Below are 22,129 nucleotides of genomic sequence, written 5' to 3'. Positions count from 1 at the left end.
CGGGCAAACCGTTGTCATTTAGACTCCATTTTAATAGGGGAATTGCCAATGCCTGCCAATCTTTTAGAAGACCGAGATTACACAATTATTATTGCCAGAAGCGATGCCAGCAGAGACCCTCACCATCCTTGGTACGAGGATTGGGTAGAAGCACAGGCATCTCTGATCGACTTAGCAAAAAAATGTCAGGAATTTGACAGCGACGGCATCACCCTTTACGAAGCTTCTACTCCTATGTGGAAGTATAAAAATTCAAATGTTGCCCGGTTAGCTCAAATTTTGCAGCGACAAAATACGGAACCGGATTCAGAAAACCCGACTGCAATTAATTTGGAAGAAGCTCTGAAAGCAACTTTTAGTGATTATTTCGCAAGCAAACCAAATGCCAAAGGGAAGAACGGAGCAATAATTGTTGCAGTCCTAGATCAAAAACCAGAAAATACTGCTGCTGTTGCCGAAATTCTTGTAAGTGCGGCCAATACCATAGATAAAGATGAAGAAATTGGAGTGAGCTTTATCCAAATTGGGGATGATTTGACAACCAGGGAATTTCTGATTGACCTGGATACCAATTTACAGGGTCGAGGTGCAAGGTTTGACATTGTAGATACCAAGTTTTGGCACGAAATCAAAAGAAGTTCTGTAGTTCAGTTTCTCATAGGTGCAATTAATGACTAACACTTTGACTCCTAGACTCGCATCCGATGCCAAACCCCGCGACGTGCAGTTTATCCCGATCGCACTCGATACTTTTATTGTGCGATCGCGCACTTGGGACAGACTCAAATTTGAAGTCGAGTATTCGCTGCAAAAGGGTACGACAGCAAATAGCTATATTATTCAAGCTGACAAAACTGCTTTGTTCGACCCGCCGGGGGAATCTTTTACTGAAAATTACCTGGAATTTTTGCAGCAACGGGTGGACTTGACAAAGCTGGATTACATAATTTTGGGGCATTTCAATGCTAACAGAGCAACTACGATTAAAGCTCTGTTAGAATTAGCTCCTGAAGTAGCTTTGGTTTGCACGAATCCCGCCGCAATTAGTTTGCGAGCCGCTTTTCCAGACCAAGAATTAAACATTATGATCGTTCGGGGAGAAGAAACTCTCAACTTAGGAAAAGGTCACGCCTTAAAATTCATTGCGACTCCGACTCCCCGCTGGCCTGACCAACTTTGCACCTACGATCCGCACACTCGAATCGTGTTCACGGACAAACTATTTGGAGCTCACGTTTGCGGCGACCAAGTATTCGATGAAGGCTGGAGCGTTTACAGCGAAGATCGGCGCTATTATTACGATTCTCTGCACGCATCTCAGGCAAAACAAGTGCTGACGGCAATGGATAAATTCGCCGATTTACCAGCAGCATTTTATGCTCCCGGTCACGGCCCGATCGTCCGTTACGGCCTTAATGAACTGAGCAATTTGTATCGGGAATGGAGCCAGCAACAAAATTCAAAAGACTTGACAGTTGCTTTGATTTATGCTTCTGCTTACGGAAATACGGCTACTTTAGCGCAGGCGATCGCCAAAGGAATTACGAAAGCCGGCGTTGCGGTGGAAAGTATTAACTGCGAATTTGCCGAACCGGGAGAAATTCAAGAGGCGATCGAAAAATGCGCGGGATTTATCATCGGAACTCCCACGCTAGCAGGACACGCTCCGACGCAAATTCAAACTGCTTTGGGGATTGTTTTATCTACCGCAACTAAGAGCAAATTAGCGGGGGTTTTCGGTTCTTTTGGCTGGAGTGGAGAGGCGATCGACTTAGTGGAAAATAAGCTGAAAGATGCTGGGTATCGAATTGGATTTGAGCCGATTCGAGCTAAATTTAAGCCGACGGCGGCCACAATTCACGAGTGCAAAGAAGCGGGAACGGATTTTGCTCAAGCTTTGATTCGATCGCAAAAATTGCGGGCACCGAAACCGCAGTTAGCAGCAGGGAGCGATCGCACTGAACAAGCAGTAGGGAGATTGGTTGGTTCGCTGTGTGTACTCTCGGCGAAGCGGGGGGAGGTTAGCAGTGCGATGCTGGCTTCGTGGGTGTCGCAAGCAACTTTTAATCCGCCCGGTGTGACGATTGCGGTGGCGAAAGATCGATCGATCGAAGCTTTGATGTACGCCGGAGATAAATTTGTGCTGAATATCTTAGCCGAAGGGCGACAGTTGCGGAAGAATTTCATGAAAAACTTTGCTCCCGGAGAAGACAGATTTGCCGGAGTCGAAACAATGGAAGCTAGCAACGGCTGTCCGGTTTTGACTGATGCTTTAGCTTATTTGGAATGCGAGGTAATAAGTCGGATGGAATGCGGCGATCACTGGGTAGTTTATGCAGCGATTGAAAACGGTCATTTGCTGCAAAATGATGGGGTGACAGCGGTGCACTACCGGAAATCTGGGAGTCATTATTAAGGGGAAGTAATCTTGATAAATCCTCGCTTTTCCACAAGTCCGCCGGGGGTTTAAACCCCTGCCGGACTCGGGGAAAGCGCGTGTTTCATAATATATAAAACTCCCTTACTTTTCTTTTATTTCCTGTTCCGGCCACAGATAAATAGCGCCAGAAATCAAAGTTAAAGTTACAGAAACCCAAAAAGCAATTAATGCCGAAAAATTCCACGCTTCAGACAGAGGAGCAATTAAAAGTGCGATCGCCACAATCTGACTCACCGTCTTCAACTTGCCCCAAATATTAGCTCCCGAAATCGTAGTTTTATTAACACGCCACCCCGCAATTGTCAACTCCCGACCAAAAATCAAAAACACTCCCCAAGCCGGGATTTTCCCCAACTCAATCAATACCAAAAGCGGCGCGAGCACCAACAATTTATCCACCAAAGGATCGAGAAACTTTCCCAAATCGGTAATTTGATTCAGCTTCCTAGCCAAATAGCCGTCCAGCCAATCAGTAGCCGCAGCTACCACAAAAATTGCGGTGCAAATCCAGCGGCTTTGCGGGCTTGGGTCGTACAAACCGTAGAGCAGAAAAGGCACTCCCAGTAAGCGAGAAAAAGTAATCAAATTAGGCAAATTCATAAATCAAAAATTAAGGGCTACTCTACCAAGGCTTTCCTTAATTTAACATTTACACGACTGATAATCAGGTGGATTTACTTAATTAAACAACATTCTGATTATACTTGTCACAAGATTGGAGAATTTATCGGCTCAATTTGTTGTGTCGCCTCGCGCGATCGAATTCGATTTTTACTCGCGATTGGCGATCTTAACTGGCTAGAAAAATTCTGAAACAGAGTTCACTAGCTTAGGCTAATCTTTGGCGAGCGCGGCTACCGACAAGGCCAAACTGGGCAGGGAAATTGGCATGAAGAAAAAGAATCTGCGGATTCCTGGTCAAAGACTAAAGTCCTGGTGCCTTTAAAGAGACATCAGGAGATAAAAACTGTCAAGGGACAGAATATAGATTTGTGCGGTGGTGGCTAGAAAAAATGAACTTATTTACCGCGTCTAAAGCCAGTTTGCGCTTGGTTTGGGCTTAAAATTTGTTGAAGTCCCGTTAATTAAATGAGTGGTTCCTCAACGAAATGCGAGGCGTTAAATTGACGCACTCCTTGAACCACAGCTAGCGTTTCCGCTTGAGAAATCGGAATTCCGGCTTCAGGCGTGACGTAGATCCGAGTGCTCGGAGTAGCAACCCCGTTAACTGTCAGCGAGATGTTCTGGAACGATAGCTGCTCAAAGGTAATCCCCTCCAGTAAGAAGTAGTCAGTGCCTTTCACGAAGTCAACGATGTAGTCACCAGCAGGAGGAGTAACAACTGGCTCACCGGGATCGATTGGTTCGGGCACAAAATCGGTGAATAACAACTGGAAGTAGTCGGTGTCAGCCCCGCCGGTTAGCGTGTCGCGGGCGGTTTGAGTTTCCGCATCTTCGCCGCCAAACAGCAGGTCAATGCCAGCGCCACCGATGATGCGATCGACTCCTGCACCAGCATCCAGGAAGTCATCGCCTGCACCACCATTGAGGATGTCATCGCCAGCCAGTGTTTCAGCAACTCCGTAGTCGCCATAGATAGTGTCATTGCCACCGAGACCATTGAGGTTGTCATTCCCCTCTCCGCCGTCAATGAAGTCGCCTTCAGCACCACCCCTGATGGTTTCTAAGCCAGCGCCACCGATCAGAGTGCTGGTGCCAGCACCACCGTCGAGAATGTCATTGCCATCGCCACCATCGAGGAAGTCAATACCATCGCCACCAAACAGGGAGTCACTTCCGGCATAGCCGAGCAGAGTATCATTGCCTACGCCACCATCGAGGGTATCGTTGCCGCCGCCTGCTAAGCTGTCGCCTTCTCCGTAGAGGGTGTCGTTGCCGTCGCCTCCAACCAGGGAATCTGCTCCGCCAAAAATTTCGCCTTTTTCATCATCGCCGTAGATCTTGTCATCGGTAAAGCCACCAATCACGGTGTCATCGCCAGCACCACCAAACCCTGTATCCTCGAAACCTACAAAGACTCGGTCTCTTCCAGCCCCACCATCGAGGAAATCTTTACCATCGTTGGCATCGTCGGCATTTGAGCCTCCGTACAGGATGTCATTGCCATCCTCGCCATACAATGAGTCTTCGCCTGAATCGCCAAAAAGTCGATCGGCTCCGATTCCACCATACAGGTTGTCCTTCTCCAGCCCACCGTAGAGGAAGTCGTTACCATCCTCACCATATAGATCGTCTTCGCCGTTTTCTCCAAAGAGACTATCGGCTCCAGCACCACCATACATAGTGTCTTTGTCGTCTCCACCGTAGATGCTGTCGTTAGCGCCTAAGCCATACAGCAGATCTTCCTTGCCAAAGCCGCGAATTATGTCGGCGTTATTGGTTCCGGTCAGGGTATCGGGTTCTGGAGTTCCATTTCTGATAGCCATAATTTTCTCCTGTTGTTATGTAAGTGTGTCGTAGTGTTATTTGAACTGTCGGCATCGCACAAAAGTGATTAGTGCACCCTAGAATTCGGTGCTTCGTTACCGCTGGCAATCCTCACCATTTCCCCCCTTTCCAACGTTGAAAAGGGGGATGCCAAGGCATGGAGAGGAGAAATAAAATGCGAGAAATCATCACAAAGACTCCGGTTGAGATAATGTCCGATCGATCGCCTTAATAGAAATATCGAAAAGCCTTACTGTCAAAGCATTGTCATTAGGGACCCAGCGAAGCGGAGGGAATTGCTCGGACTTGATATATGAGGTTACGAGAACTGGAAGATTGGACGATTGGTCGAGCTGACATTGGTGGTCACATTAGCCGCCGTAAACGAAGTGTTGGCTAGGGTCATCAACAGCGCGCCTGTGCCAAAACCGGCATCGCCAGCAATGCCATTACCCGATCGCAATTGAGTGTTCGCGCCAGATTGCACCACATCGATCGCTGCAATTCCGCTGAAGGATAGGATGTCTCCGCTGGAGCCGAGGGTGAAACCATTCACGCGATCGGAACCATGACCGCTGCGGTAGTAAATGGTATCTCTGCCACCGCCGCCCGTGAGGGTGTCATTTCCCGCACCACCAAACAACCCATCATTGCCGGGGCCGCCTGTCAGGATATCAGCACCACTGCCGCCATCCAGGTAATCATCCGCGTCACCGCCATTGATGGAGTCATCGCCGTCCATCCCGAAGATATTATCTTTGCTGCCGGTTCCAGTTAGGGTCTCGTTGCCGCTAGTCCCGATCGTCAGACCCACAACATCGACTGCATTGACCCCGGTCAGGTTCGCCCCAACCATGGTGGCATCGGTGAAGTTGGCTTTGCCCAGGTTGGCATTAGTTAAGTTGGCATTGGTGAAGTCGGTACCGATAAAACTCCCCACTTCCAGGTTGGCGCCTGTCAGATTGGCGTTTCTAAACTTGGTCAGGTTATCTCCAACCGCCTCCTTCAGGTTAGCGCCTGCCAGGTTTGCCCCTGTAAAGTTGGCTCCAGCCACATTACTCTTCTCAATAAGAGCGTTGTCTAACTCGACTCCACCCGTCAGGTTAGCGTCAACGAGAATTGCTCCAGCCAGGTTGGCGTTGCTGAGATCGGCACCAACCATGATTGCATTGCTCAAGTTAGCACCGTCCAGGGATATGCCTTCTGCAATCACCTGAGTCAGGTTCGCGTTGTTCAACTCAGAATCTGCGAAACTAGCACCGCCCATTTGAGTGCGCGTACCATTTGCATGGGGGCTGAAGTCAGCACCAGCCAGATTGACATCTTCGGCACTAAAGCCAGCCATATTGGCTCCGCGAAAGCGAGAAGTTGTCCGTGTCAATCCATCGGGTGGGTCGGTATCCGTCAGATTAACCTCACTCAGGTTGGCAAGGTCAAAGATGGTGTTGCTGAGGATAATGTCTGTGAAATTAGTCGATGCGTCGAATTGAGCGCCGGTAAAGTTCGCATCGATCAACAAGGTTCCTTCCAGGTCAGCACCTTGGAATTTGCCATTGGTCAAATTGGCGCCCGTAAAGTCAGCCGCTTTCAGCTTCGCTTTGTAGAAATCAGCCCCGGTAAAGTTGGCACCTCTAAGGTTCGGTCGATCCGATTGTTCGCCGCTGAGATTGGCCTCATGCAGAATGGCATTGGTCAGGTTGGCGTTGGACAGGTTGATGAATTTTGTGCTGATCAGGGAGAGATTTACTCCTGTTAGGTTGGCGCGACTGAAATTGACGTTTTCTAAGGTCGCTTTATAAAAATTCGCCGGTCCAAAGCTGGTATTGGCAGCAAAAATCGCATCCGTTGCATCTACATTCAGGAGAAAGGCTTCTTCAAAGTTGGTACCTCTGAGTTGAGTGCGGGTACCTTGAGCGTTGCGCCTGAACAAGACATTTTCCAGTCTCGCTTTAAAGAATGTGGAACCATTCAGATTTTGCCCACTAAAGTTATTGCCTACCAGGTTTTGATTGCTAAAGTTTTGCGCTACCATTTGTAGTCCCCAGAAAATGAAAATTGCGGATTTTGAAGTGTGAAGCAATTGGTCTGGACTTGAGACTAAAGACTCAAATATTTTTAATAGCTGAATCTGGCTACATCTTATGAGAGCCCCAAATTTCCCACAACCGGTAAAGGCTCTTCTTTACACAATCTTTAAAAAAAACATACTTTTATAAAGATGGTGTGAATTTCTTCTCCAAAAGTATATCTTCTTATAAGAAAATCCAGTATTTTTACTGAAAAAGCACAAACTGATTCTGACTATTCGCTGTTATGGCCTTCGTCAGGGTAACGCTCTTGACTCCTGAATTCTGCTGTAAGTGCTGCGGGTTCTGGGTATTCTGTTTCTTATTCAAAACTTACGCAACTGGCACAATTGGTAGGGTTGCCCGAAACCTGAAACCCTTGATAATCGACCAATAACAACGAGGTCTGACGCACCATACAAATTGACTTAAGTGTGACCGTTGCGTCCAGGACTATAATCTTTATCTAATGGGGTTAGATAAGTCTATATACTTACCGATAACTATCGGTGCGAATATCCGAAGTAATTGTGAGGGGCTCTAACAATTTTTGGCATTGCTGCTGCTAGAGGATAGAGAGCCAAACTCCCCAACCCGCAGGCAACTAGACTATTTTTTTTCTGATATTTTTGTAATTTAAGATACAGAATTTAATAGAGAATTGTGGATTTAAAAAATATCTCAATCGACCTGCAATTCCTGGTCTTGAACGACGATCGCATTCGGCAGCTTCTCTGCCGCAACCAGCAGGCGATCGATCGCAGACCAAGCACCCATAACCCCCGCAGAAATCGCCTGATTAATCCCCACTAGCGACATTCCCGCGCGGCTGAGCCAAGTATTCAATTGGCGGTTAAACTACTGCACAAAAGGCACTTCCAGCAAGCTATAAAAAGTAATCAAATTAGGCAAATTAGGCAAATTCATAATAGAAAGAAGTTTGGCAACGATACAGTGTAAGGAATTTAACGGATGTAACCTATCTCAGGAAGAAGTCAAAAGTCGATCGCACAATTCATTAACTTTCGATCCAGTTCTATGATATAATCTCGACCGTAAGATTGATTTTCTAATCCTTGTACCAGATTTTCTGGCAGGTCTTGGGCAATTTCACTGCTACAGGAACCAGCAGCTAAAGCAATAGTTGCTACTGTATCGACATCTCCCGAAAAGGCAATGCAATCTTGGAGCAGTTTGCTCATACTATGATTTCGCATGACGGCAGTAATAGCTGCTCTAACACAGACCAAACCTTTAACGCTGACTTCTCCTTGCCAAGGTATCGACCACTCACCAGCGACGTGCCTTTCTAGAAAATTTCCCAAATTTTTCTTTAAACCTAGCTGATAAATAAAGTAATGGGACATCAAAGCTGCTGCTATAGCTGCATTAATGCCATCAGGACTGTTGTGAGTAATGGCAGCTTGAATGGTAGCATTTTCGATGACTTTTTCAATAGTAGGAAAAATGCCAATCGGCCCGGCTCGCATCGCCGATCCGCTTTTATCGCTAGCGGAGTGAATTTTTTCTAAGAATTCTTTTCCGTCTTGAACTTGTAGCAAAAAATTGTAAAATTTACCAGCATAACCAAATCGCCGATCGCGCTGAAAAGCTGCAACAAATTTGCTGGCTAAAAGTTCCGGTGTCCAAGGTTCTCGGCTGACGATAGCTTCTGCGACGGCTAAACTCATCTGCGTATCGTCTGTGTAACATCCAGGCTGGATGTCGTGGCGGGGATGCTTGATGTAACCGTTGAGATTGTTGTACAATTCGATCGTCTGCTGGTCAACAAATTCAAAACCAGCACCGTAAGCGTCACCAATCGCTAATTCTATTAACATATATTTAATCCGTTTCCTACTATTTCATCCCCTATTTTTCCTAAAATTTAAAATCCAAAAACCCCCCAAAACAGCAAGTCTATTAACACGCACCGTTTTTACTTAAGACAACCAAAATTGTTTTGCAAATCAGAGTGATGTCGTAGACAACAGACCACTTGCCCTGATAGTCGAGATCCATGCGGACAATCTCGTCAAAGTCTTTAACTCTAGACCGTCCGTTGACTTGCCACTCCCCAGTCAGACCGGGTTTGACATTTAAACGCTGCCAGTGGAACTCGTCATAGGCAGCAACTTCATCGGGAGTTGGCGGTCGAGTTCCCACCAAACTCATGTCGCCAACTAACACATTCCAGAATTGAGGCAACTCGTCCAAACTCGTGCTCCGCAAGAAGCGGCCGACGCGCGTAATTCGCGGGTCATTTTCATTCTTAAAAATGTGACCCTTGGCTTGGTTGCTAACTAAATGTTTGAGATTTTCTGCACCGACAACCATAGATCGAAATTTCCATATTCTGAAATGTCGCCCTTTGAAGCTGCAGCGGACTTGACTGTAAAGCAGCGGGCCCGGATTGTCCAACAGCATCGCCACTGCCACCGGCACCGCCACCACAGCAGCAATTGCCAGTCCCAGCAGCGCACCCAAAATATCGATCGACCGTTTTACCTTGCTCGTTACGGATCGGTGATGCTGTTGTTTTGATACACAGACTTTGTAAGTAGACTCTTGAAAAAATAAGGACAGCATTTCTGATAATGATGATTTCGACGAGGCACCCATCGGAAATTTCATATGATTTCTCTCAACTTTAACGATCTCTTACGTCCATCTTATTAGCCATCCCAAATCTGCAGAACCTGAAGTGCTGAGCTTTGCACAATCTTTAAAAAGCCATCACACTTTTATAAAGTTTCTATGTAGTTTTTCTAAAAACGTATAATTTTTATGTAAAATTACGTAAATTTACATAAAAAAGTTAGTCCAGTACCCAAAAAAACCTGGTTTCGGCTAGGACTCTTCCCGGAAGACAGGGAGGATTCTACTGAGAAACCGGGTTTTTTGCCGTTTAGCGATAAATATCGGTGCGAACATCCCAAGCAAGTGTTAGCGGCTCTAACAATTTTTGCTGGCTGCTAGAGGCGAGTTTGCCTAAATATTCACGAACAACAGAGGCGTGTTCGAGATTCAAACGATAACCCCGTGAGACATCTTCAAAGAAAAGCGGCTCGGCCAAAATTGCTTCCCAATCGGGATTTTGCCTCGACTTATCGCCCAGCAGTATGAAATCTTCCTCCGCAGGCACAAGTCCCGCCGGCAAATTTCCTTCCAAAATCCGCAAAATCCGGGGCTCGCAGGTACGGGTATTCACGCCCTGGCGTTCCAACAACTGCAAAATTTCCTGAAAGCTCAGAGTTTCCCCGCCCAAAACCTGCATTAATTCCCACAGCAGAAAAAAGTCGCTGTACTGCTGCTGCGACACATCCAAAATTTGAGGATAGAGAGCCAAACTCGCTAACCCACAGGCCACTCGACCAATTTTTTGGGGAAAATTTGTACTTTGAGATACAGAATTTAATGCAGAATTGTGAATCTCAAAAATATCTCGATCGCCCTGCAATTCCTGGTCTTGAACCACGATCGCATTCGGCAACTTCTGCCGCAACCAGCGGGCGATCGCAGGCCAAGCACCCATACCCCCGGCACAAATCGCCTGATTAATTCCCGCCGGCGACATTCCCGCGCGGCTGAGCAAAGCATTCAATTCACGGTTCAACTGCTGCACAAAAGGCACTAAAACCAGACTTTCCAAATCTTTGCGCTTCACATCCCAATGCTGCTGACCAATATCCAAAGCAAAACTTTTTTGATGTTGCAAAATAACTTTTATTTGCCTTGCCGCTTCTAACAATTGCAGACCAAAAGCAGAACCTTGTAACCGCTGCTGCAATTGATAGCGGCTCGGCAAATCAGGATGGCCAGGACGTGGCAAATCGATCGACATTCCCCAAGTTTCATTTTTAGCCAACAACTGACAGATAATATCCTGATCGAAAGCATCGCCCGCAAAACCAAAACTGTGGCAAGTAAAATCAGCACGAGTTAAATCTTGAAGATTGGACGGCAACTCAACTAAAGCTAATTCCACCGTCGCCGCCCCCGCATTCAAAATCAAAGTTCCCCCGCTAAAAGACGAAGCATTCACAGTCAGCGGTGCAGCTTCTTCAGTGCCCTTAGCAGAATCCACGGCTGACGACTCGACTTCCATGCCATTTTTCACAGGACTTACAGCCGCAAGCAAAGTGGCGATCGCATCTTCCACCACAAAAATTTGCGAACCAGAAGCCACCAGAGACGCGCCCAAAACCGCCTCCCGCAGATTAAACATATAAACATCCGACCAGCCGGCCGGAGTCCCCAAAATTACACCCTGCAAGTCTAAAAGCGCCGCATCAAGAGTTTCTGGCGTTAGTCCCGAAGCCCTACAAATTAAATTGGAAACTGGCAATCCTGCAAAATTCGCCCTCGGCATTGCAGAATCCAAAATTTCCTCGGATTCGGCAAATTTTTGCCCCTGCTTCCTCGGATTCAAAGTAGCCAGCAGCGCCCGCACAGCTTGCAGCGGCAAGGCGATCGAAAAAGCCTGCAAGGGCGACCACTGCAACAGCGGTTCGTACATCCCAGCAGCCTCCCGCTGATAAGGAATGCCCACCTTTAAAGGCAATTTAAAATTTTCCAGTAAAAATTCTCCTGCAGCCAAAGCCTGGGGTCGGAATCCCACCGACTTGACTGTCACCTCTGACCCTGGGCTGCCTGGGGCTGTTTCCGCCAGCACCGCAGCCGAGGGAATCCGAAAGCTGGGGTCTGTTGGGGAAGCCTCAGCCTGCGATGCTTCCCAGTAAATTGGGTGCAACTGGCCGCTGGTGCGATCGAGCAAAGCCGCAGACAGGCCGCTGGAACCGAAATCAATGCCCAAATACCAGCTAGAATTCCGGCGTTCTGGGGATGGGGCGATCGCACCTGCTGCAGAATGCCCAGCCGAGTCTTGCTGCTGTGTTCCGGCAAACTCGCTAAAATCAGTTTTCCCCTCAACAACTGCTGCTTTACTCTCTGTCGAAATTAGGTTTTTTTTTTGACTTTCTGGAGGACTCGATCGCAGTTCGTTAGTTTCGGCAGTTTCTGGAGGGGGAGAATCAGTCAAAGGTCGATCGGTCTCGGTTAAACTAGCCAAAATCTCGTCTAGCGTCAAATTCGAGTCCTCTTCCTCCGCAAACAAATCATCCTCAAGTTCGTTTTCCAAAACAAAAGGTTCATCATCAGAGGAGAGTTCCAACACATCGGAGAACAAATCCTCCAGCGTGCCGAGTTCTTCCTCTGCCGCCTCCGCAAAGGGATTGTTTGCAATGCCTTCGGGGGAACTCGCCGATAAATCCAAGCTGTTAGCGGCTGAGAAATTTGATCGCCCGAAGCTAGTATTTTCCAATCCCTCCAGATTGTAGAGGTCTGCCTCCAAAAGTTCCAGAGTATTGTTGTCCAAATTAAGAGCTCGATCGAGGTCATCTTCTAATGCCTCGACCGGCAGCAAATCCTCGTCCGGCGAAGCTTGGATGTACCCATCATCGAGCCGCTGCGAGGATGAGTCAAACTCGCCAGTTTGAACGTCACCGGCACTTGGCACAGCGGGGGTAGCACTGGGTCGGTGAGGGCTAATTTCTCCAGGCGTTCTCAACGGCAAAGCTGGTGATTGAGGGAGTGTAGCGCCGAACTGCTCGCCTTGGTTTTGACCCGTTTCTAGATTTTCTCGATCGTCCCCGTCAAGTTGCACCTCAGCGGTTGAGGGTGGTGCTTCTGAAACTTGAGGTACTGTTGCCACTTGCGGTTCAAATAAATCTGCACTATCTAAAGTTAGAGACTCTACAGAATTCCCCATTACAAAGTCTGAATCTTCATCTACTAAAGTCTCTTCCAGAGATTCGCCTTCATCCAGCAGATTTACAAACAAATCTTCGGTCATTTTTAGCGATTCGGCAGTTTCCTTATCCGTCGCAGCTTGATATTCTACACCTTCACTTTTGGTCTCAATTACATTATTTTCTACCGGGAAAGTTTCGATTTCTAATTCTACTTCAGGAACCGCTTCTCCCGCAAACAAACTTGCATACAAATCCTCAATCTCTTCTTCGGTTTCTGTTAGCCTATTCTCCGATTCACCGCCAGTAAACCGAGTTGCATTTCGAGATATTTCGGCGGTAGAACCCAACAAATTATCTTCCAACTTCGGGAGCAAACCTGGGGCTTGAATGCGGTCGCGATCGCGCCTCAACTGTCTGAATTGCGGAGAAATTTCTGTACCGGCGTAGGGAAATCTGTCTTGTTCTCCGAATTCACCGGTGCGAATTTCCTGCACCGAGTCTCCCGTCTGACTCTCTGCGGCTGAGTGCTCGATCGCAGTATTTGAAGGGGCTGGAGCGACAGGAGATTGATCGGCTGCTGTTGGGGTGACGGTTTCGAGATTATTTGCTAAATCGATCGGCTGTTGAACGTAGGATGAAGCTTCTCGCCCCAACTGTGCAGCTAAGTGGTTGACCAAAGCCGCGAACATCGCCTCGCTCTGCTGGCTCAAACCGTACATATTTTCGAGTTCTTGTGTCAAGGAAGCTTGATAGCTTTGCAGATTTGCTTGCAAAGCCTCGAACACGATAGCCATCCTAGAATCGAGACTCATCAGCAGACTGTCAGCATGAGATTGGAAAAGTTGCATTTGCTCCAACCTCTGACCCGGCGTCAGCAGCGGGTGTTCTTCTGAGGTTTGTCGGTTAAGTGTTACGTCAATAGCCGATTGTTCATCAGGCGCACTGCCCAAAGAGTATGGTGCTGAGATGCTTTGCAATAACTGATTTTCTAGGGAACTTAGAATTTGGGAGAAATCGCTAGTCAAGGTCTCTTCCAAGCGAGCAGTCAGTACCTGCAAGAATTCAGCAATGATTTGCTGTTGGTTGGCTTGTTGTTGAGCTAGGGATTGTTGCTGCTGCCGTTTTGCTTCTAGCTGTTTGATTTCTTGAATTAGAGCTTGCTGCTCTTGCCGCAGAGCTTCTATGTCTTCTTGGAGCGGCCCTGTCAGGTTGGAACGCAGGTTGCTGATTTCTCCGGTTACGGCAAGCATGATTTGCTCTGCTGCTGAGGGGCCAGGGGCGGGCAGAGGCACTTTGGGTACTGGAACTGGTTGCGGGCGGACATTTGGGCGGGCGGGGGCCTTTGGGGCCGTTAGCTTTGAGTCTGAGGAAACCAGATAAGCGCGAACTCGCTCTAAAAGTTGGCGCTGGTGGACAGTATCAAGAGAACCCGTCCAAGGCAAGCGGGGTGCGGGCTTGCTGAGTACCTCGTCTATCTCAGCAATCAGTGCTTGAATTTTGTACTTCTGAGAATTCAAGGGCGGAACCTCTGGGAATGCGGCTTGGGAGAAACTTTACCGACAAAAGACTGAAGTCAGGCGGCAGCGATGCCAATAGATAGAATAATCTGAATGCGAGTCCGTCAATAATTTACTAATATTTTCTGACAACTGTTAATTAACCTTTTGCCTTCGGAGCGCTTCTATTGCCTATGATAGGTTAGTCGGTACTTCCGCACCAAATGCCCGCTTCTATCAATTCCAAGTGCTTTCAAATTCTGCGACTCAGGGGCGAGTTTCCCTGCCGGGAGGCTGATTCCTGCTCGGAATAGCTGCGAGCCCGACGAACTTTTGCCTTCACCTGCTTGAACGGCGGGTCGCACACTGTCACCGCGAGTTTCATTAGCATGGTGGCGCGCCAGTGTCTGTTCATTTTTCACCGACTTGGAAAAAACCTCAAACAATTTGCGATTTGGGATACCGAGATTCGGGATTGTCCCCGTATACTGGATTTGAGTAACCTTTAATTATAGCCTTTTATCTGTCTTCATGACTAGATACTAATGGTACAATAATCTTGGGGTAGCAGAAAAGTTTGCTGGGAAGTGGGTGGGTTTGGCTCGCCAAGAGCGCCTGTCTTTAGGCTCGCAATGGCTGGGGATTTTGCCGCTCGTGCTGACATTGGCCAGGTTCTAGGTAGTTTGGACTTGGGATCTGTCTACCGTGCTTGCAGGCTGGTACTCGTGGATTCTGCGTTCTCGACTGCAGGGCCGAGTGACAACAAATCTCTCAGCAGTGTTAAGCTTGTCTTCGCGAAGTGCTTTCAAAGGTAATTCGATCGGCTCAGTCGTTTGCCACATTGCTAAAATTTTGTTAATAAAATTTGCTCAGTGGTATATATCTAAAAAATTATGGTATATTCTTTAGTTTCTAGCTCCCAATTAGAGCTTGAGGCTATTAATTCCCATATTGAGCCTTTGACCGCAAAACTTTAGAGGTAAAATTGCCGATTTTAGATCCTTGATTTTAGATCATTGTTTCTCAAATCTTGAATCTCAAATCGAATGACTCGGCTGCAAGCTATTTCTAACTGCCCAGCGCAGCTCAAGCGCATAAATTAAAATGATGGCCTCATGGAAGACCGCTTTAACACCCGAGATCCGAATTCTAATATAAATCAATTGATAGTTTCTACTCCTTTTTTTGCAGGATTACCCGATTCTGTAATCGAGAGAGCAACTGTCCACATTGTTACCCGAAGTCATCCGTCAAATCAAGTGATTTTACTCGAAAATGACTGGGGAACATCAGTGTATTTTATATTGGATGGTTGGGTGAAAATTCGCACCTACAACCTAGACGGAAAAGAAGTAACACTGAATATTTTAGGGAAAGGAGAATTATTCGGGGAAATGGCCGCGATCGAAGAAGCACCGCGATCGACAGATGTGATCACCCTAGCCCCGACACTGATCGGCAATATGCCATCTCAGGATTTTGTGCAGCTCATTCATACCGAGCCGCTAGCAGGCATTCGCCTAGCTCAACTGATGGCGCGTCGCCTGCGACAAGTCAACCGCCGCCTGCGTTTGCGAGAGTCTGACAGTACGTCGCGAGTAGCAGATATTCTATTATTTTTGGCAGAGGGGCAAGGCAAAAAAATCCTGGAAACAGGAGGTACTGAAATACCGAACCTGCCACACAGAGAACTGAGCAGCCTCAGCGGGCTGGCTCGCGAAACAGTAACGCGAGTGCTGAGCAAGCTGGAAAAAAAAGGAACTATTCAGCGCGAACGTGACGTTTTGTGCATTCCCGACCTGCACGCCTTAGAGCGTCTGTTAGTCTAGAAGTATCAGAGTTTGCTTTTATTGAATCTAATTCAAAAGCACTCTCTGTTAACTAACTGATATTAATGATTTCCCGCAGGAGGTAAAGCTGTGAGTTTTAAGAAAATTTTCGCCGCCTTAGATGATTCTGAACTCGGCCACCGCGTCTTCACTCAAGCTTTAGAATTAGCTCTGAACGATCGCGCCCAGGTGATGCTCTTTAACTGCGTTACTGTTAACTCGCTGGGCGAGACGGCAGTGCCAATTCCGGTAGATTTGGGCATGAATGTCGAGTTAATGGATCAAGCTTATCAAGCTCAACGTTTGCGCCTGGAAAGGGAGGTAAAACAGGCTTCTGGTTTGTTGAAAAATTACTGCGACGCCGCAGCAAACAAAGGATTGCAAGTGGAATTTGACTGCAAAATGGAGGGCGATCCGGGGCATTGTATCTGTGAATCTGCCGAAAATTGGGGCGCAGATTTAATAGTGTTGGGGAGGCGTGGCCGCACGGGGTTCACAGAAGCTTTCCTCGGCAGCGTCAGCAATTATGTCGTTCACCACGCATCTTGTTCGGTTTTGGTAATCCAGGAAGCCAAAATTGAAAAATAATGCTGCTGAAAATTTAGGCTGAGAAAACCCATCTAAAGTAAGACTTGCGTTCCTACCTAAACCCGGTTTCTGCGAGCAATATTAAATTTGGCGGCGAGGCATCCAAACAGTGAAACCGGGAATCAGCCGTATGGGGCGCAAGTCCCGTAAAATCTAAAATCTAAAATCTAAAATCTAAAATCGGGAATCAGCCGTATGGGGCGCAAGTCCCGTAAAATCTAAAATCTAAAATCTAAAATCTAAAATCGGATGAGTGATTTTTTGTCAGCAGATGCTGCGTCTAATGCGAGTAGTTCTCCCAGTACAAATAACGAGCGGCAAACCGCCGATATTTCAGCAATGGCTGGCGATCGCACAAATCCAGATCCGGGGAAGCGCGCCTCTGGGGAAGCGCCTTTAAGGCTGGTAGAAACGGCTTTTTTGGCAAGTACCGCTAGCTTAATTTGGCTGGTAAATTATTACTTTCCGCTGGGGCCTTTGCTGCGGGTTTTTTTCCCGATACCCATCGCCCTGGTTTACTTGCGCTGGGGCAACCGAGCAGCTTGGATGGCAGCTTTGGTATCGGGTTTGCTGCTGTCGGTACTGATGGGCCCGACGCGGAGCATTTTATACGTGATGCCTTTTGGAATTATGGGAGTTGCGCTGGGAGGACTTTGGAGGCGCAAAGCGAGTTGGTCACTCTCTGTTAGTGTGGGTGCAGTAATTGGTACTGTAGGCTTCTTTTTTCGGTTTTGGCTGCTGTCAGCGTTGGTGGGTCAAGATTTATGGGTTTACGTAACCGCCCAGGTAACAGAGATGGTGGAATGGGTGTTTGTGAAGCTGGGCTGGCTTAATGTACCGAGTTTGAACACAATTGGGGCGATCGCCGCCGGGATGATTTTGGTTAACAATATTGTCTATTTATTTGTAGTGCATTTAGTAGCTTTGCTGCTATTAGATCGTTTGGGAAATCCAATTCCGCGGCCGCCAAGCTGGGTGCAAGTTTTGATCGATTATGAAGAGTAGTTATTCGGAGTTGTTGACGGTTGACGGTTGACGGTTGACGGTTGACGGTTGACTAATAACTAATAACTAATGACTAATTTATGATTGGTATTTATACAGAAATTGAACAGGGGCAGCGGTGGCTCGATCGCTATCGGGGACGAAAACCGATATTTGCCTGCGTGTTAGGATTTACCGCTACTGGCTTAATTCCGGGGATTTCAGCAGCAGGAGCAACCCCGCACGATCGACAATTTACTTGTTTAGCTGATGCAGAATTTTTGTATAACGGCCCTAAACCGTCGCCCCAATATCCTTTGCCACCCCTAGAAGCGGGTGCATCACCGGTACTCATATCTCGCGCTGTAGTCGAAGCTTTGGAACTTCCCCTTTATCTATTTAATGCTGGTTTGCCCCTCCCACCTCGGGTACCTGCAATTGATTTGGGTGGTACTCCGGCAAAGTGTCTGATTTCTGGGAATGCTTTAGAACTCGAAACAGTCAAACATTTACTCGAACAAGGATTAATTTGGGGAGCTAAATTAGCCGCTCAAACTAATGGCAGCTATTTAATTTTAGGAGAGTGCGTAGTTGGGGGAACTACTACTGCTTTGGGCGTGTTAATGGGTTTGGGTATTGCAGCGGCGGGCAAAGTTAATAGTTCTCATCCTCGCTGCAATCACGCTCAAAAATTGGCTGCGGTGACAGCGGGACTCAATAATGCTGAGTGGGAAATTGGCGGACAAAACAGCACTCCCCTGGAATTGGTAGCGGCGGTGGGCGATCCGATGCAAATAGCGGTGGCTGCAATGGCGATCGCCGCGAGTCGGACTTGCGGGGTGCTTCTGGCCGGGGGTACGCAAATGCTGGCAGTGTACGCTTTGATGCAAGCCTTAGCCCGTGAATATGCTCTAGTATGGCGTCCCAAACAAGTTGCGGTGGGGACTACGCGCTGGGTGGCCGAAGACCCTACAGGAGACACTGTAGGACTCGCTAATGAGATCGGCGGTGTGCCTCTGTTGGCGGCGCAGCTAAGTTTTGCTGGATCTCGCTACGGGCAATTGCAAGCTTACGATCGCGGCTATGTTAAGGAAGGTGTCGGTGCGGGAGCGTGTGCGATCGCCAGTGGCTTGACTGCAAATTGGACTCCAACTCAACTCCTCCACGCTGTTGAAGCTTTAGCCTCGCGCTGTGAGATTAAACATTAAGTAGATAGTTATAAGACAATACGGTTCAGTTAAGGAAAATTGTAGCGAAAATGTTGGGCGGAGTGAAACGGAGGGTTCGTTCCACGGGCCCAACCTACACAGCATCTGTTTTTAGCACTAACCCAAGCGTATTGAGTTATAAGAATCGATGCCGGATTTGTGAACTTCTCTCTTTCTTCTCTTTCTTCTCTTTCTTCTCTGTCTTCTATCTCTCTGCGTCCTCTGCGCCCTCTGCGGTTTGTCAAAAAAATCTTGTTCACCAAAGAAATAGCCTTCCTATTTCTACACAATATCTCGCTTTCATGCAGTATTCTTCCTGTTAATTCCCGACCGGAAAAACTCTCTGCAATAACTCTATAAGTAGACGAGCATAAATCAACGCAATTTGTATTTGTTTTTGATTAGTACCCCATCCCCGCTAGCAATATTTAATTAGGCCCGCCTAGATGTTGCGAGTGCATTCTTTTGGAGAGCAACTGTTCTTCCAAGGCGGCAATTCGATTGTAAGCTGCTGTTAGCTGAGCTGTTAAACGCTGGATTTGAATCTCTGCGCTCAGCTCTTTTTCCAAGCTTTGAGAATTCTTGTCGAAGTAGCTGTCATCTAACAGTATGTCCTTGTGTTCGAGGAGGCCGTCGAGACTGCTGTAGCTTTGATAGGGCGAGGTTTGGTTATTTCCTACCGTTCCAGAGCGATCGTTTCTCTGTTGCTGGGTCAGCTTCGTCTCCTTGGCAGACTCCAAGAGCTTTTCATTGAGGTTTTCTATGAGTTTGTAGAGGGCCTCGACTTGTTGGCTCAATACTGTAACTTGCTGGCGGAGCGCTTCCATACAATCATCCTTTGGCTCGTAACTTAATATCTTTACATTTTAGGTAAATCTTTAAATAACTTGGATTTATCACTAAATTATTTAATTTTTGACGTAATTGTTGTGTTCCCAATCCTGACGGTAGATTTAGGGAGGCAGCTTGAAGATAATCGCTCGCCATTCGTGAGTCGATTGTAGATTTTAGATTTTAGATTTTAGATAGTCTTGGACACAGGAAGCGGGTGGGTTAACCCCCATACTTCGTTCAAACCTTCAATCAGAGCTAAAACGTCGGGTTTCTGAGAGTCGGATCGCAGAGCGTCCTATTAGATTGACTGCGCTCTCGCCAGTGCTTTCAGGATTGAGATGAATGAATTTTTAGTTTTTTTAGTTATTAAGCTGTCGCCGATTTAAAAATATTTTTTTACTTCGGTTGTGTGAAAAGGCTCATCCAACTGCAGATGGCAGCGCTCTCGTTGTTTCGTTATATTAAAAAATGTAACACAGATGCGGTCGATCGACCCGGCTGGCGAGCAAAACTGGCTCAAAGGAACTTGCAGCAGAGAAATTAGGCGTTAAGTTGAGGGAGTTTTCGGCATCGGAAAGCTCGATCGACAAGTTAGAAGGTAAAATCAGGGCAAGAGCCAAACAGACTCTCTTCGCAGCAGAACCGAGTACAATGGCTCTGTGTTTGAGGAAGAAATAAGACAAAATCGGCGCCAACTACCGGACTCGACAAACAATTATTTCCCGGGCTGTAGAACACAAAACGATGGGTCAATATTTAGAAAAGCGGATTCACAGGTGAAACGAAGGTCTTTGCTATTGGGGGCCGCCACCCTAACTTTAAGTCAATTGGCGGCAGGGTGCGACTCGAAGCCCATTCTCAAAATTCGATCGCTCAAAAACGGTATTCCGGCCCAACTGGTAAGCAAATTTAGCCGCGATGTACAACCGTCTCCGCTTTTGCAGGTAACGCAAGAAGCACAATTAAAAGAATTATTCGCCCTGTTGCAGGAGTGGAAACGGGTTCCCGAATCAAAAAATCAAGCTAACTTGGTGATGTTGGGAGATTACTGGCTGACTCTGGCAATTAGGCAAAAATTGATTAAGCCGATCGATCCTGCTAAGTTTGCTAATTGGCCACAATTGCCCGAAAGATGGCAAAAACTCGTCAGGCGCAACGATGAGGGTAAATTAGATCCTCAAGGTAAAGTGTGGGCTGCACCTTACCGCTGGGGAAGTACGGTAATTGCCTATCGAACCGACAAATTTAAGGCTTTGGGGTGGACTCCGACAGATTGGAAAGACTTGTGGCGAGTCGAATTGCGCGATCGAATTTCTCTGCCGGACAGTGCCAGAGAAGTTATCGGTTTAACATTAAAAAAACTAGGAAAATCTTACAATACGCAGCAATTAGATCAAGTCCCAAATCTTAAAAAAGAACTTGCAAATCTGCACCAACAAGTTAAACTTTATAGTTCTGACGCTTACCTGCAACCCTTAATTTTAGGCGATACTTGGTTGGCCGTAGGTTCCTCTGGGGACTTGCTGCCGCTGCTGCAAACTCAAAAGGATATTGCTTTAGTAGTTCCGGGTTCGGGAACTGCACTTTGGACGGATTTGTGGGTACAACCAGCATCAGGGAATCCAGTTTCTTTAGTGGAAAAATGGATTGATTTTTGCTTGCAGCCTCGGGTTGCTCCTCAATTATCTTTACTGGCTAAGGCTAGTTCGCCGATAATTGTCGGCATGAAACCCGAAGATTTACCGGAAGCTGTTCGCACTAATTCTGTGTTATTGCCTGATGCTAAGATTCTTGCTGCTAGCGACTTTCTGCTGCCTTTTGGGGATGCGGGGATCTCGCTGTATCGATCGCTCTGGCAAGAAACTAGGCAAGTAGTGAGAAGTTAAATTACAGTGAGGTACATAGCTCTTGTAAGGACAGTAATCTAAAATCCTTTCACCCTTCCTCGAAGACCTGGATTTGAGAGAGATTCTAAATCAATCCGACAGTTAAGCCGATCGCCCTTGCACGAATAAACTGCCAAAGCTGTCCCTTGACGGTTGCAAACTCGCACATTGTAACCATAATCGTTGGCGACAGTGCCAAAGCGGTTAACAAACTGATAGCGTTCCATATAATCGAGCAAACTCCAAAGTTGGCGATTGACTATGATAATTACCCAAGTATTGCCGGGATCGACAAACCAGCGATCGAGCAATTTGCCCCCAAAGAGTTTTTGAGCTAACCACAGACTCGGCACGCTTTTTTCGGTTTGCGAAAGCGGGGGCGACGGGAAATTAGCAGCGTTGCCAGTCGGGCAGACCGGCTCCTGGGAAAAGGCAGCAGATTGCTCCCACAGCAAGGCTCCGAGGCACGCAGAACAGGCGATCGGGAACAAAAATAAACTTTTTGTCAAAATGCCGTGTTTGCGGCGGAAAACTTGATTTTTGTGGCTAAATTTGTGGTAATTCATAAATTGGCAAGAGCCGGTTTTGTACAAAAGT

18 protein-coding genes are annotated in these 22,129 nt (G+C 47.2%); 7 read left to right on the top strand and 11 right to left on the bottom strand.

Features of this window, described 5'->3' with window-relative positions:
• Positions 1 to 48: 48 nt before the first annotated feature.
• Together QUA34_RS03205 and QUA34_RS03200 are read left to right on the top strand one after the other, a co-directional pair.
• Positions 49 to 678 carry a hypothetical protein gene (locus QUA34_RS03205; RefSeq protein WP_333082706.1) on the top strand — a complete coding sequence of 210 codons (630 nt, stop codon included), beginning with the start codon at positions 49 to 51 and terminating at the stop codon, positions 676 to 678.
• Positions 671 to 2,416 carry a diflavin flavoprotein gene (locus tag QUA34_RS03200; RefSeq protein ID WP_333384091.1) on the top strand — a complete coding sequence of 582 codons (1,746 nt, stop codon included), beginning with the start codon at positions 671 to 673 and terminating at the stop codon, positions 2,414 to 2,416. Before QUA34_RS03205 ends, QUA34_RS03200 begins: the two co-directional genes overlap by 8 nt.
• 105 nt (positions 2,417 to 2,521) lie before the next feature.
• Here QUA34_RS03200 and pgsA read toward each other — a convergent pair whose 3' ends face one another.
• From pgsA to QUA34_RS03160, 8 genes are all read right to left on the bottom strand, one after another.
• A complete protein-coding gene (pgsA, locus tag QUA34_RS03195; RefSeq protein WP_333384089.1) occupies positions 2,522 to 3,040 on the bottom strand; it encodes a CDP-diacylglycerol--glycerol-3-phosphate 3-phosphatidyltransferase in 519 nt (172 codons plus the stop codon).
• Positions 3,041 to 3,525: 485 nt separating this feature from the next.
• Positions 3,526 to 4,887 (bottom strand): calcium-binding protein, encoded by a 1,362-nt coding sequence (locus QUA34_RS03190; protein ID WP_333384085.1) that lies wholly within the window; start codon positions 4,885 to 4,887, stop codon positions 3,526 to 3,528.
• 320 nt (positions 4,888 to 5,207) lie between these two features.
• On the bottom strand, positions 5,208 to 6,920 hold the full coding sequence (locus QUA34_RS03185; RefSeq protein WP_333384082.1) for a pentapeptide repeat-containing protein: 1,713 nt from the start codon (positions 6,918 to 6,920) through the stop codon (positions 5,208 to 5,210).
• A 715-nt stretch (positions 6,921 to 7,635) separates the two neighbouring features.
• Entirely contained in the window at positions 7,636 to 7,800 is a 165-nt protein-coding gene (locus QUA34_RS03180; RefSeq protein WP_333384079.1) for a hypothetical protein, read from the bottom strand.
• 149 nt (positions 7,801 to 7,949) lie between these two features.
• On the bottom strand, positions 7,950 to 8,795 hold the full coding sequence (locus QUA34_RS03175) for an ADP-ribosylglycohydrolase family protein (protein WP_333384077.1): 846 nt from the start codon (positions 8,793 to 8,795) through the stop codon (positions 7,950 to 7,952).
• A gap of 82 nt (positions 8,796 to 8,877) precedes the next feature.
• Positions 8,878 to 9,588: a sugar transferase gene (locus QUA34_RS03170; RefSeq protein WP_333384074.1), complete on the bottom strand. Its 711-nt coding sequence runs from the start codon at positions 9,586 to 9,588 to the stop codon at positions 8,878 to 8,880.
• A 274-nt stretch (positions 9,589 to 9,862) separates the two neighbouring features.
• On the bottom strand, positions 9,863 to 14,224 hold the full coding sequence (locus tag QUA34_RS03165) for a hypothetical protein (protein ID WP_333384071.1): 4,362 nt from the start codon (positions 14,222 to 14,224) through the stop codon (positions 9,863 to 9,865).
• Between the two features lie 232 nt (positions 14,225 to 14,456).
• Complete coding sequence (locus QUA34_RS03160; RefSeq protein WP_333322171.1) at positions 14,457 to 14,618, bottom strand: hypothetical protein; 162 nt, start codon at positions 14,616 to 14,618, stop codon at positions 14,457 to 14,459.
• Positions 14,619 to 15,318: 700 nt separating this feature from the next.
• On the opposite strand from QUA34_RS03160, the gene QUA34_RS03155 reads away from it, so the two are divergent.
• The 4 genes from QUA34_RS03155 (at position 15,319) to cobT (ending at position 18,812) form a co-directional block, all read left to right on the top strand.
• Complete coding sequence (locus QUA34_RS03155) at positions 15,319 to 16,032, top strand: Crp/Fnr family transcriptional regulator (protein ID WP_333099436.1); 714 nt, start codon at positions 15,319 to 15,321, stop codon at positions 16,030 to 16,032.
• Positions 16,033 to 16,122: 90 nt separating this feature from the next.
• Positions 16,123 to 16,620 (top strand): universal stress protein, encoded by a 498-nt coding sequence (locus QUA34_RS03150; RefSeq protein WP_333322175.1) that lies wholly within the window; start codon positions 16,123 to 16,125, stop codon positions 16,618 to 16,620.
• Positions 16,621 to 16,869: 249 nt separating this feature from the next.
• Positions 16,870 to 17,625: a DUF2232 domain-containing protein gene (locus QUA34_RS03145; RefSeq protein WP_333322177.1), complete on the top strand. Its 756-nt coding sequence runs from the start codon at positions 16,870 to 16,872 to the stop codon at positions 17,623 to 17,625.
• A gap of 80 nt (positions 17,626 to 17,705) precedes the next feature.
• Positions 17,706 to 18,812, top strand: coding sequence for a nicotinate mononucleotide-dependent phosphoribosyltransferase CobT (cobT, locus tag QUA34_RS03140; protein WP_333322179.1), 1,107 nt, complete (start codon positions 17,706 to 17,708; stop codon positions 18,810 to 18,812).
• A gap of 428 nt (positions 18,813 to 19,240) precedes the next feature.
• Here cobT and QUA34_RS03135 read toward each other — a convergent pair whose 3' ends face one another.
• Complete coding sequence (locus QUA34_RS03135) at positions 19,241 to 19,639, bottom strand: hypothetical protein (RefSeq protein ID WP_333213295.1); 399 nt, start codon at positions 19,637 to 19,639, stop codon at positions 19,241 to 19,243.
• A gap of 468 nt (positions 19,640 to 20,107) precedes the next feature.
• On the bottom strand, positions 20,108 to 20,329 hold the full coding sequence (locus tag QUA34_RS03130) for a hypothetical protein (protein ID WP_333322182.1): 222 nt from the start codon (positions 20,327 to 20,329) through the stop codon (positions 20,108 to 20,110).
• Between the two features lie 93 nt (positions 20,330 to 20,422).
• Between QUA34_RS03130 and QUA34_RS03125 the strand changes: the two genes are divergently transcribed.
• Positions 20,423 to 21,532 (top strand): extracellular solute-binding protein, encoded by a 1,110-nt coding sequence (locus tag QUA34_RS03125; RefSeq protein ID WP_333322184.1) that lies wholly within the window; start codon positions 20,423 to 20,425, stop codon positions 21,530 to 21,532.
• A gap of 38 nt (positions 21,533 to 21,570) precedes the next feature.
• Here the strand turns inward: QUA34_RS03125 and QUA34_RS03120 are convergent, their stop codons facing one another.
• Positions 21,571 to 22,098 (bottom strand): hypothetical protein, encoded by a 528-nt coding sequence (locus QUA34_RS03120; protein ID WP_333322185.1) that lies wholly within the window; start codon positions 22,096 to 22,098, stop codon positions 21,571 to 21,573.
• Between the last annotated feature and the right edge of the window lie 31 nt (positions 22,099 to 22,129).

Source organism: Microcoleus sp. POL10_C6, assembly GCF_036701585.1.
In the GTDB taxonomy this organism is placed as follows: Bacteria; Cyanobacteriota; Cyanobacteriia; order Cyanobacteriales; family Microcoleaceae; genus Microcoleus.
Note: the sequence above shows the minus strand (reverse complement) of the source record. Positions and strands in the feature narration are given on the sequence as shown.

Coding starts and splice junctions, on each gene's coding strand:
- QUA34_RS03135 (WP_333213295.1), bottom strand. CDS start 19,639: ATGGAAGCGCTCCGCCAGCAAGTTACAGTATTGAGCCAACAAGTCGAG.
- QUA34_RS03155 (WP_333099436.1), top strand. CDS start 15,319: ATGGAAGACCGCTTTAACACCCGAGATCCGAATTCTAATATAAATCAA.
- QUA34_RS03205 (WP_333082706.1), top strand. CDS start 49: ATGCCTGCCAATCTTTTAGAAGACCGAGATTACACAATTATTATTGCC.
- cobT (WP_333322179.1), top strand. CDS start 17,706: ATGATTGGTATTTATACAGAAATTGAACAGGGGCAGCGGTGGCTCGAT.
- QUA34_RS03170 (WP_333384074.1), bottom strand. CDS start 9,588: ATGAAATTTCCGATGGGTGCCTCGTCGAAATCATCATTATCAGAAATG.
- QUA34_RS03145 (WP_333322177.1), top strand. CDS start 16,870: ATGAGTGATTTTTTGTCAGCAGATGCTGCGTCTAATGCGAGTAGTTCT.
- pgsA (WP_333384089.1), bottom strand. CDS start 3,040: ATGAATTTGCCTAATTTGATTACTTTTTCTCGCTTACTGGGAGTGCCT.
- QUA34_RS03160 (WP_333322171.1), bottom strand. CDS start 14,618: ATGAACAGACACTGGCGCGCCACCATGCTAATGAAACTCGCGGTGACA.
- QUA34_RS03185 (WP_333384082.1), bottom strand. CDS start 6,920: ATGGTAGCGCAAAACTTTAGCAATCAAAACCTGGTAGGCAATAACTTT.
- QUA34_RS03120 (WP_333322185.1), bottom strand. CDS start 22,098: ATGAATTACCACAAATTTAGCCACAAAAATCAAGTTTTCCGCCGCAAA.
- QUA34_RS03190 (WP_333384085.1), bottom strand. CDS start 4,887: ATGGCTATCAGAAATGGAACTCCAGAACCCGATACCCTGACCGGAACC.
- QUA34_RS03200 (WP_333384091.1), top strand. CDS start 671: ATGACTAACACTTTGACTCCTAGACTCGCATCCGATGCCAAACCCCGC.
- QUA34_RS03175 (WP_333384077.1), bottom strand. CDS start 8,795: ATGTTAATAGAATTAGCGATTGGTGACGCTTACGGTGCTGGTTTTGAA.